Raw genomic sequence first — 8200 nt, forward strand, 5'->3', positions numbered from 1 at the left:
GGCCGCACTGGTCGAGATGGCCCGCAAGCACGGCCGCGATGTCCGGCCCGTGCATCCCGCGCACACCACGATGGACTGCGCGCACTGCATGACGAGAGCCAAGCATGCACTGCCGCTGGGTGAGCGCACCTACACCTGTACCACGTGCGGAGCCGTGTCCCCGCGGGACAAGAACTCCGCCCGCGTGATGCTTATCAGGGCTGGTCTGTGCCCTGCTGGCGCTGAGGGCGTAAGACCACCCGAGCCGCCGGCTCGAGTGGCTGCCTGAGTCAGGAATCCTCATAGCCTGAAGGCGGGAAGAATCCCCCGCCCTTCAGGCGGGGAGCAGTCAAAAGCCGAGTGCGACTGGGGTGGAGGGTACGCCGGACGTGAGCAACTCGGCCAGCGGTGTGGCGAGGTCACGGGGCGAGAACAAGTCAGGTCCGGTGTAGTCGGTGATCTCGGAGAGTTGCCACCATCGGAAGCCCGCGAGCAGCTCATCAGCGGAGAGTCGGTCGTCGGTGAACTCGCCATGTGGCTCAAAATGGACGGCGCGGACGAGAAAGTAGTCGTTGACCATGCCGTCGAAGCCGGGTGCGTAATCTGCGGCGACGATCACCTGATGCCACACGTGCGGCGGATCGACGGCGGTTACCAGGCCGGTCTCCTCCCGCAACTCACGGCGCAGCGCGGACAGGCCGTCCTCGCCTGGTTCTATGCCACCGCCTGGAGCAGACCAGACGGCCTGCGCTCCATGTGGGACCGCCGGGTGAGGGGCAACGAATCGGCATAGCAGGATGCGATCCTCCTCGTCGAGGATGATCGCGCGGGCGGCGTTGCGAAAGGTCAGCGACAAGGCGGACTCCTGGTCTGTGCGGGTGGCACCCCGATGATCGACGTGAGCCGCAGAGTAGCGCTTCGCGAGCCCGCCATGCCGACCGTGAGCCGCACCGGCTCGGACGGTCAGGCAGACGTCTTGACCTGGCGCATGGGCCGGGTGCGGGTCGCCCGAGCCGCCAAGAGATCCTCCCAGGCGCGCTGGCAATCGATACGTGCCGGCTGACGTCGACCCGCTTCGGGGCGTGGCAGCGGGCGGCGCGCCGCGCCGGACATCATCGGGGGCACAGCCTGCCATGACGGCGTGACCTCATTCTTCGGCGATTCGGCCCTGCCGCTCACTACCTGTGTCGAAGAAGGCGTCGAGGTAGGCGGCCGTGCTGAGGTCGCTGTCGCGAATCAGGGAGAACACCTCGGCGCCGTCGCCGGGCTCGCCGTCGATCTCGTATGCCTGAGCAAGGCCCGTGTATTCGCCCCCGAGCAGGGCCGCGTACTCGCGGACTTCCGCCTCGGCGCGCTCCACCGCGTCGGCGAAGTCCGCGGCGCGCCACAGCGTGACCCGCTCCTCGAACATCGAGCGCTGCTCAGCAGGGAACCTCACGACGCACCGCACCGAGAACCAACCGCGATCGCTCACAGTCACATCTTCTCCTGTATCGGTATGCGCCCGCGCGAGGTGGCCACGTGGCTTCCTTCGCGAGATTGCCAGATGTTCGCGACCGTCGGCTCCACGTTGCTGTCACTGCGTGCCGAGATGTTCGTGAGAACCGGCACCGCCCGTGGATCTTGACAGCCCAATGGTGCCGGCGGCAGCTTCAGGGCCCGTTCACCTTCCGTACAAATGATCATGAAGCGATCCAGGCGCGGGGTACGCGGATCTGCCGATGTGTGCGCCTGCTGGTCTCGTCCGGTAGAACGGGGAGCGACCGCGACTGGTGCGGGCGAAGGAGCAGGTGAGTTGTTGTGGAGAACCCAGAGATGGGTGCGGCACCCAGTTGATCCAGCGGGTGCTCGACGCGGCCCGCGTCGCGAACGGAAATCTGTGACCCGGTGACCAAGAGCCATCTGTGATGATTTGATGGGATTCAGCACCGTTCGGCCACCGAGCCGTGTTTGGCGGCGCCGATCGGAATGCGGGCCCGGAGGAGATTCTCGATGTGGCGGAAGAGCGTGGTCGGGGTGGCCGCGATCCTGGTGACAGCCCTGGCCGGATGTGCCCAGTCGACCCTTCCACCGGTCGGCCGGGACGGCCCGCGTTCGGCTGACCGGGATGCCCAGCTCACCGCCGCGATCCCCGAGCTGATGCGGCGGGCCTCGATTCCGGGGGCGATCGTCGGTGTCTGGCAGGAGGGCAAGCCCGCATACGTGCGAGCGTTCGGTGTCCAGGACACGGGCACCGGCCAGCCCATGACCACAGATCTCCACATGCGTATCGGCAGCCTCACCAAGACGTTCACCGTGACCGCCCTGCTGCAGTTGGCACAGCAGGGCAAACTCGGACTCGACGACCCGATCGACCGGTACGTGCCCGGTGTCCCGAGCGGCGATGTGATCACCTTGCGCCAGTTGGCCGCGATGCGCAGCGGGCTGTTCAACTACGCGGAAGTGACCATGGCCGGCCTGTCGCGCGAGCCTGATCGCGAGTGGACGCCACAGGAGCTGCTCGCCATCAGCTTCAGCCGTCCGCTGCTCTTCGAGCCGGGCACGAAGTTCGACTACTCCAACACCAACACCGTGCTGCTGGGGCTCGTCGTCGAGAAGGTCTCCGGCCAGTCGATCGAAGCGTTCATCGACCAGCACATCCTGAAACCGGAACGGCTGGGCGACACGGCCTTCCCGTCCGGCTCCGACTTCCCTTCACCCCATTCCCAGGGCTACGCCAAAGCCGCCGACGGCGCGACCGTGAACGCCACGAACTGGAACTCCTCATGGGGATGGGCAGCCGGTCAGATGGTGTCGACGCTCGACGACGTCCGCGTCTGGACCAAGGACCTGGCCACGGGAAAGCTGCTCACCCCCGAGATGCGCCGGCAGCGCGATCAGTTCCTGCCGGCGCCCGAGGAGGGACAGGGCGCTCTGTACGGCCTGGGCATCGAGAACCAGAACGGCTGGATCGGCCACAACGGCAACATCTCCGGCTTCATGACGTATCCGTACTACCTGCCTGACGAGCAGACCACCATGGTCGTGATGCTCAACTCGAACGTCGACGTGCCGGGGAGCTGGGCTCTGATGGAAGGTATCGCGAAGATCGTCAGTCCGGGCCACCCCTGGCCCCAGCTGCCCACCGAGTAGCGGGTCGGGTCAGGCGAGGGCGTTCTCGCCTGCCAGCCAGGCGGCGTGGAGCTTGGCGTACGGCGAGCCCGCCGCGGCCAGCAGCTCCTCATGGCGTCCCCGCTGCACGGCCCGCCCGTCGTCGACGACGATCACCTCGTCGGCCCCGCGTGCCGTGGCCAGCCGGTGCGCGATCGTGATCGTGGTCCGCCCCCGTGACACCCGGTCCATCGCCGTGCGCAGCCGCACCTCGGTCGCCGGGTCCACGGCACTGGTCGCCTCGTCCAGGATCAGCAGGTCCGCGCCCGCGGCGTGGGCCCGCGCGACCGCGACGAACTGCCGCTCGCCGACGCTGAGGCCCTCACCGCGCTCGCCCACCACCGTGTCGAGCCCGCTGGGCAGCCCGGCCACCCAGTCCAGCAGACCCAGCTCATCCAGCACCTGCGACACCTCATCGTCGCCGAGCGACCGGCCGAACCGGATGTTGTCGGCCAGCGTGCCCCGGAACAGGAAGCCCTCCTGCGGCACCATCACCACCCGCTCGCGCAGGCACCGCAGCCGCACCCGGTCGAGGGGCACCCCCGCCAGCAGCACCTGCCCCCGGCTCGGCTCGGCCAGCCGGGCGACGAGCTTCGCCAGCGTCGTCTTGCCCGCCCCGGTCTGACCGACGACCGCCACCCGGCTGCCCGCGGCAATCTCCAGATCGACGTCCCGCAGCACCTCCGCCGACGTCTCCGGGTAGACGAAACCCACCTCGCGCAGGGTCACCGTGATCGGGCCCGGTGGCAGGTCGACCGCTTCGGCGTGGTCGGCGGCGTCGGGTGTCTCGTCGAGCATGTCGAGCACCCGCCGCCACCCGGCGACCGCGTTCTGCAGTCCGTTGAGCATCTCCCCGGCGACCTGCGCCGGCAGCGCGAACTGGGCGACGAGGAACAGGAACGCGGCGATCTCGCCGACCGTCATCCGCCCGCCGACGCCCAGGAGCACCCCGACCGCGGCCGTCGCCGACATCGCGACACCGGTGGCGATCTCGCCGACCGAGTACGCGGTGACGGTCAGCCGCGACGCCCGCTGGGCGGCCAGCCGGTGCGCATCGACGGCCTCGTCCAGGCGGGCGACGGTCCGGGCCGAGGCGTCGTAGGAGCGGATCACCTCGGCGCCCACGACGCTCTCCGACACGACCGCCAGCATCTCCGCCGAGCGCTGCCGGACCGCCCCGTACGCGTCGGCGAGGTCGCGCATGCAGGCCCGCACGACCCAGACGACCGGGGCGAACACGGCCAGCACCACCAGCGCCAGCGGCCACGAGTAGAAGAACATGACCGTGCCCGTGACCAGTGTCTGCCCGACGCAGATGAACAGGACCACGCCGTTCCACTGCAGGAACGAGGTGACCTGGTCCACGTCGGAGGTGGCGCGGGCGACCAGCGCGCCGCGCTGCTGCGCGCCGACCCGGTGCACCGGCAGGTCGTGGACGTGCCGGAACACCTTCACCCGCACGGCTGCCAGCGCCGTCTCGCTGACGTCGAACAGGCGCAGCATCATCGCGTACCCGCAGATCATGGACAGCAGCAGCACCGCCAGCCCGGCCGCGCCGATCACCGCGACCACCCCGGCGTCCGGCCCGCCGGGGCCGCGCAGCCCGTCGTCGATGCCGCGCTGCACCGCCACCGGCACGGCGGCCCGGCCGGCGGTCATGCCCACCGCCAGCAGCAGCGTGACCGCCAGGCCCTGCCGCAGCTCGGGCGACAGCCGCAGCGCCCGCCGCAACGTGTCCCACATCGTGTCCCCGCCCCTCACGCGGCCACCTGCCGGTCGTACGCCGCCAGCAGCTCCCGGTATCCCGGCGCGGACCGCATCAGCTCGTGGTGCGCGCCGGTCGCCGCCACCCGCCCCTGGTCGAGGTACACGACCTCGTCGGCCAGCGCGATCGTCGGGCGGCGGGTCGCCACCACGAGCATCGCCGGGCCGCCCGGGGCCGACCGCAGGCCCGCGACGACGGCCGCCTCCACCACCGGGTCCACGGCGCTGGTGGCGTCGTCGAGCACGAGCAGCCGCGGCCCTCCCGCCAGGGCGCGGGCCAGCGCGATCCGCTGGCGCTGCCCACCGGACAGCGCCGCGCCGCGCTCGCCGAGCCCGCTGTCCAGGCCCTGCGGCAGCAGCCGGACGAAGTCGTCGGCGCGGGCCACGGCCAGCGCCCGCCAGATCGCGTCGTCGTCGATCCCGGGCCGTCCCAGCGTGACGTTGGCGCGCACGCTGTCGGCGAAGACGAACGGCACCTGCGGCACGTACGCCACCGCCGCAGCGAACGCCGCCGCCGTCAGCTCCCGTACGTCGACCCCGTCGACCAGCACCGTTCCCGACTCCGGCGGCAGCAGCCGGGCCGCGAGCGCCGCGACCGTCGACTTGCCGGAGCCGGTCGGCCCGACCAGCGCGACGACCCGGCCCGGCGCGATCCGCACCGACACCTCGCGCAGGCTCCGCACGCTCACCTGCCGCAGGTGCAGCTCGGCGGGGCCGCCGCCGAGCACGGCGGTGCCGGGCGGGGAGTCGTCGGCCGCGGCGAGCACCCGGTCGACCCGTTCGGCTCCCGCGACCGCCCGGGGCAGCGCGCCCAGCAGCCAGCCGATGGCGCGGATCGGCATGTCCATCAGCGCGAACAGGAACGCCGCCGAGGTGAGGTCGCTCAGGTCGAGCGCGCCCTGCTCGCAGCGCCACGCGCCGACGACCAGCACGGCGACCGTGCCGACCTGGGGGAGCGCGTCGATGACGGGATCGTGCCAGGCCCGGGTCCGGCCGATGGCGACCAGCGCGTGGCGCAGCTCGCCGACCTGGCCGGCGAACCGGGCCGTCTGGTGGTCCGCGCGGCCCATCACCTTGACGGTCAGCGCCCCGTCGAAGCTCTCGTGCGCCAGGGCGGTCACCTGCGCCCGCAGCGACTGGGCGAGCCGGTAGCGCGGCGCGACCCGGCGCGAGTACGCCGCGAACACGGCGACCAGGCCCGGGAAGACCACCAAGCCGACCAGGCCGAGCGTCCAGTCCACGGCGAACAGCGCGGTCAGCGCCCCTGCCAGCAGGAAGACCGTCGCCACGGCGTACGCGAGGCTGCCCGCGGGCGAGGCCGCCGCGTCCACGTCCGACGACGCGTTCGACAGCAGCGCCCCGGTCGGGTTCTCGCGATGCCACGCGGGCGGCAGGCTCAGGTACTTGCGCACGATGCCCTTGCGCTGCCGCGCCTGCAGACTCTGCTGCAGGTAGACCGCGCCCAGCCGGCGGCTGAAGATGCCGACCACTTTCAACGCGCTCAGCCCGAGCAGGATCGCGGCCGCCCCGGCGAGCAGCCCCGCGTCGACCTGTCCGCGGTCCAGCATCGGCGCGACCACGTCCGCCACCACCGCCCCGACGGCGAACGCGCTCCCGATCGACAGCACCACGACCAGACCCGCCCCGCCGAGCGAGACCAGGAACAGGCGCGGCTCGGACCGGATCATCCGACCGCACAGGCGGCTGCCCCGGGCGATCAGGTCCCGTGTGGTCATCGCACGACCTCGACCCACAGCTCGGCGACGGTCCGCATCAGCGCGGTCTCGTCGAGGCGCGGAACCGCCTCGCCGTCGCGAGCGGCGGTGGCTGACCGGGACAGGGTCGTGCCCTCCTGGGAGTCCCTGGCCAGGATCTCGTCCAGCCCGGACGGCGCGGCCAGGCCGCAGTGCGCGAACACGGACTTGAGCACGCCCTGCGGGTCGGTGAGCAGGTCCTCGTAGGTGGCGGTGAACACGTCCACGCCGCGATGCCGCAGCGCCAGAGCACGCTCCAGCTGCGCCACCCACTGGCAGGCCATGACCTCCTCGGGGGACAGCACCCGGCCCACCCGCTGCCGCCAACGAGCGACCAGGGGGATCAGCCGTCCGAGACGGTCCTGCACGGCCGCCGGGTCGGTGTTCAGGGCCGGGTCGTAGCCCGCGAAAGCCCGCGCCGTAGAGCGAGCCCAGGACAAGGGTTCCCGGTAGAGGAAGACGGAGGCGAACTGCGGGAACTCCTCGTGCAGCAGCCAGGCCAGCTCGATGACGAAGCTGCGCGGTTTGACGGCTACGGGATGCCCCCGCGACAGCAGCCGTACGCAGCTTCGGGTCAGCTCGCGCAGCTCCGGCTCGGGCAGGCGCGGGGCGAGCGTGACCAGCTGGGTGAGCACGTCCGGTTCGGACAGGCCGGTCAGTCCGCCGCGTTCGGCCAGCGCGGCGGCGACCAGGGTCGAGCCGCAGCGGCCGGTGGAGTAGAGGAACACGCCGCTGGGCTCACCGGGGGTGGGCAGCGCGTGCAGCTCGTCGTAGGACAGGGCGACGACCCCGGTCGCGTGCTCGTACTGCGCCTGGAAGTAGAAGGGCGCACCGCCGGGGTCGACCTCGGTCCTGACGAACAGGGCGCGGCGGGTGTCGTGGTCGAGGCAGTACAGGCTGTGGCCGGGTTCGGTCAGCACGATGCCGGGGTCGACGGCGGCCACCGGCTCGCAGCGGAAGTCGGCGGGGCCCGCCACTGCGAGGGGGTACGGCTTGGTCTTCTCCACTAGGGCGAGCAGCTGCGCCATCACACCGTCCCGGGAAGAAGACGGGGGCGGCATGCCGGCCGCCCCCGTCTGCACTTCTCGGTCCCGGTCAGGGGACCGAACCTCGCGGACCAACGCTACGGGTAAGCGCTTTCCTCAATCAAGCATGTGCATGTGCAGATTTGTTGCATGACAACAAGGCCGGTCCACCACGCCAATCAGCGTCAATCCGGCGTCATCGGGTCACAGCAGCCAGAGCGGTACGGCCGCGGCGAGGGCCTGTGCGCCCGTGTCGTTCGGGTGGATGTGGTCGCCGCTGTCGTAGGCGGGCAGGACCTTGCCCGGCGCGGCCGGGTCGCGCAGGACCTGGTCGAAGTCGAGCAGGCCGTCGAACTCGTTGTTCCCGCGCAGCCACGTGTTGACGGCCTGGCGGACGGCCTCCTTCTCCGGCGTCCACGACGAGTAGCCCTCGAACGGGCCGAGCGTCGCCACGAGCACGCGTACGCCGCGGTCCTTGGCCTGGATCGCGAGCTGGCGCAGGCCGTCGATGATCCGGTCGGCGGGGTA

General features: G+C 71.2%; 8 protein-coding genes. 2 read left to right on the top strand and 6 right to left on the bottom strand.

Annotated elements, in window-relative coordinates:
- Positions 1–16: 16 nt before the first annotated feature.
- Positions 17–268, top strand: coding sequence for a zinc ribbon domain-containing protein (locus tag Cco03nite_RS43235; RefSeq protein WP_373314456.1), 252 nt, complete (start codon positions 17–19; stop codon positions 266–268).
- Positions 269–328: 60 nt separating this feature from the next.
- Here the strand turns inward: Cco03nite_RS43235 and Cco03nite_RS43055 are convergent, their stop codons facing one another.
- Both Cco03nite_RS43055 and Cco03nite_RS41280 read right to left on the bottom strand, forming a co-directional pair.
- Positions 329–835, bottom strand: coding sequence for an NUDIX domain-containing protein (locus tag Cco03nite_RS43055; RefSeq protein WP_203699504.1), 507 nt, complete (start codon positions 833–835; stop codon positions 329–331).
- Positions 836–1126: 291 nt separating this feature from the next.
- On the bottom strand, positions 1127–1390 hold the full coding sequence (locus tag Cco03nite_RS41280) for a hypothetical protein (protein WP_203699505.1): 264 nt from the start codon (positions 1388–1390) through the stop codon (positions 1127–1129).
- A gap of 605 nt (positions 1391–1995) precedes the next feature.
- On the opposite strand from Cco03nite_RS41280, the gene Cco03nite_RS41285 reads away from it, so the two are divergent.
- A complete protein-coding gene (locus Cco03nite_RS41285; protein ID WP_203699506.1) occupies positions 1996–3111 on the top strand; it encodes a serine hydrolase domain-containing protein in 1116 nt (371 codons plus the stop codon).
- Positions 3112–3120: 9 nt separating this feature from the next.
- Here the strand turns inward: Cco03nite_RS41285 and Cco03nite_RS41290 are convergent, their stop codons facing one another.
- The 4 genes from Cco03nite_RS41290 to Cco03nite_RS41305 all read right to left on the bottom strand — a co-directional run.
- The gene (locus Cco03nite_RS41290; protein ID WP_203699508.1) at positions 3121–4872 is read right to left on the bottom strand and encodes an ABC transporter ATP-binding protein; all 1752 of its coding nucleotides are present in this window, start codon (positions 4870–4872) and stop codon (positions 3121–3123) included.
- Between the two features lie 14 nt (positions 4873–4886).
- The gene (locus Cco03nite_RS41295; protein ID WP_239168082.1) at positions 4887–6629 is read right to left on the bottom strand and encodes an ABC transporter ATP-binding protein; all 1743 of its coding nucleotides are present in this window, start codon (positions 6627–6629) and stop codon (positions 4887–4889) included.
- Positions 6626–7675 carry a sulfotransferase family protein gene (locus tag Cco03nite_RS41300; RefSeq protein WP_203699507.1) on the bottom strand — a complete coding sequence of 350 codons (1050 nt, stop codon included), beginning with the start codon at positions 7673–7675 and terminating at the stop codon, positions 6626–6628. Before Cco03nite_RS41300 ends, Cco03nite_RS41295 begins: the two co-directional genes overlap by 4 nt.
- 201 nt (positions 7676–7876) lie before the next feature.
- Positions 7877–8200: GDSL-type esterase/lipase family protein (locus tag Cco03nite_RS41305; RefSeq protein WP_373314455.1), on the bottom strand; the 324-nt coding region annotated here is incomplete at its 5' end.

This window comes from Catellatospora coxensis (assembly GCF_016862635.1).
In the GTDB taxonomy this organism is placed as follows: Bacteria; Actinomycetota; Actinomycetes; order Mycobacteriales; family Micromonosporaceae; genus Catellatospora; species Catellatospora coxensis.